The organism is Acidovorax sp. HMWF029 (assembly GCF_003060895.1).
GTDB lineage: Bacteria > Pseudomonadota > Gammaproteobacteria > Burkholderiales > Burkholderiaceae_C > Acidovorax.
This window is the reverse complement of sequence record NZ_QAIH01000017.1, coordinates 2,501-5,268: the sequence shown is the minus strand read 5'-3', so window position 1 is coordinate 5,268 and position 2,768 is coordinate 2,501. Positions and strand designations below refer to the sequence as shown.

Below are 2,768 nucleotides of genomic sequence, written 5' to 3'. Positions count from 1 at the left end.
CACGGGGATTGGCTATCAAAGTTATAGGGTCAAGCCGCACGAGCAATTAGTACTGGTTAGCTTAACGCATTACTGCGCTTCCACACCCAGCCTATCAACGTCCTGGTCTTGAACGACTCTTTAGGGGGCTCAAGGCCCCGGCAGATCTCATCTTGAAACGAGTTTCCCGCTTAGATGCTTTCAGCGGTTATCTCTTCCACACTTAGCTACTCGGCAATGCCACTGGCGTGACAACCGATACACCAGAGGTGTGTCCACTCCGGTCCTCTCGTACTAGGAGCAGGCTTCCTCAAATCTGCAGCGCCCACGGAAGATAGGGACCAAACTGTCTCACGACGTTTTAAACCCAGCTCACGTACCTCTTTAAATGGCGAACAGCCATACCCTTGGGACCGGCTACAGCCCCAGGATGAGATGAGCCGACATCGAGGTGCCAAACACCGCCGTCGATATGAACTCTTGGGCGGTATCAGCCTGTTATCCCCAGAGTACCTTTTATCCGTTGAGCGATGGCCCTTCCATACAGAACCACCGGATCACTATGTCCTGCTTTCGCATCTGCTCGACTTGTCAGTCTCGCAGTTAAGCACGCTTATGCCATTGCACTATCGTCACGATGTCCGACCGTAACTAGCGTACCTTCGAACTCCTCCGTTACGCTTTGGGAGGAGACCGCCCCAGTCAAACTGCCTACCATGCACTGTCCCCGATCCAGATAATGGACCTAGGTTAGAACCTCAAACACACCAGGGTGGTATTTCAACGTTGGCTCCATGAGATCTAGCGACCTCACTTCAAAGCCTCCCACCTATCCTACACAGATCTGTTCAAAGTCCAATACAAAGCTACAGTAAAGGTTCATGGGGTCTTTCCGTCTTTCCGCGGGGAGATTGCATCATCACAAACATTTCAACTTCGCTGAGTCTCAGGAGGAGACAGTGTGGCCATCGTTACGCCATTCGTGCAGGTCGGAACTTACCCGACAAGGAATTTCGCTACCTTAGGACCGTTATAGTTACGGCCGCCGTTTACTGGGACTTCAATCAAGAGCTTGCACCCCATCATTTAATCTTCCAGCACCGGGCAGGCGTCACACCCTATACGTCCACTTTCGTGTTTGCAGAGTGCTGTGTTTTTATTAAACAGTCGCAGCCACCGATTTTTTGCAACCCCGTTGGGCTCCCTCTGTACGAGTTCACCTACTTGGGGCATACCTTCTCCCGAAGTTACGGTATCAATTTGCCGAGTTCCTTCTCCTGAGTTCTCTCAAGCGCCTTAGAATACTCATCTCGCGCACCAGTGTCGGTTTGCGGTACGGTCGTCAATAGCTGAAGCTTAGTGGCTTTTCCTGGAAGCAGGGTATCACTCACTTCGTCTGCAAGCAGACTCGTTATCACCCCTCATCTAAGCCCGGCGGATTTGCCTACCAGGCACGACTACAGGCTTGAACCAACATATCCAACAGTTGGCTGAGCTAACCTTCTCCGTCCCCACATCGCACTATTGATCGGTACAGGAATATTGACCTGTTTCCCATCAGCTACGCATCTCTGCCTCGCCTTAGGGGCCGACTCACTCTACGCCGATGAACGTTGCGTAGAAAACCTTGCGCTTACGGCGAGGGGGCTTTTCACCCCCTTTAACGCTACTCATGTCAGCATTCGCACTTCTGATACCTCCAGCATCCGTTACCAGACACCTTCACAGGCCTACAGAACGCTCTCCTACCACTTGCAATAAATTGCAAATCCGCAGCTTCGGTAACTGGCTTAGCCCCGTTACATCTTCCGCGCAGGACGACTCGATCAGTGAGCTATTACGCTTTCTTTAAATGATGGCTGCTTCTAAGCCAACATCCTGACTGTTTTAGCCTTCCCACTTCGTTTCCCACTTAGCCAATTTTAGGGACCTTAGCTGGCGGTCTGGGTTGTTTCCCTCTTGAGTCCGGACGTTAGCACCCGGTGCTCTGTCTCCCAAGCTGTACTCTGCGGTATTCGGAGTTTGCATAGGTTTGGTAAGTCGCCATGACCCCCTAGCCTAAACAGTGCTCTACCCCCGCAGGTAATACTTGAGGCACTACCTAAATAGTTTTCGGAGAGAACCAGCTATTTCCAAGTTTGTTTAGCCTTTCACCCCTATCCACAGCTCATCCCCTAGTTTTGCAACACTAGTGGGTTCGGACCTCCAGTACCTGTTACGGCACCTTCATCCTGGCCATGGATAGATCACTTGGTTTCGGGTCTACACCCAGCGACTGATTCGCCCTATTCGGACTCGATTTCTCTACGGCTTCCCTATTCGGTTAACCTTGCCACTGAATGTAAGTCGCTGACCCATTATACAAAAGGTACGCAGTCACCCTTTCGGGCTCCTACTTTTTGTAAGCATGCGGTTTCAGGATCTATTTCACTCCCCTCCCGGGGTTCTTTTCGCCTTTCCCTCACGGTACTGGTTCACTATCGGTCGATTACGAGTATTTAGCCTTGGAGGATGGTCCCCCCATATTCAGACAGGATTTCTCGTGTCCCGCCCTACTTTTCTCTAACTTAGTACCACACGTCTGTTTTCGCATACAGGGCTATCACCTGCTATGGCCGGACTTTCCATTCCGTTTTGCTAACAGTCGTGCTATCACTAGAAGGCTCTTCCGATTTCGCTCGCCACTACTTTCGGAATCTCGGTTGATGTCTTTTCCTCGAGCTACTGAGATGTTTCAGTTCACCCGGTTCGCCTCGCATGACTATGTATTCATCATGCGATACCTCTTG

Annotated in this window: 1 rRNA gene (cut by a window edge); it reads right to left on the bottom strand. The window is 51.1% G+C overall.

Annotation, left to right across the window (positions count from 1 at the left end):
- Positions 1-25: 25 nt before the first annotated feature.
- Positions 26-2,768, bottom strand: a 23S ribosomal RNA gene (locus DBR12_RS01355) (it continues 136 nt past the right edge of the window).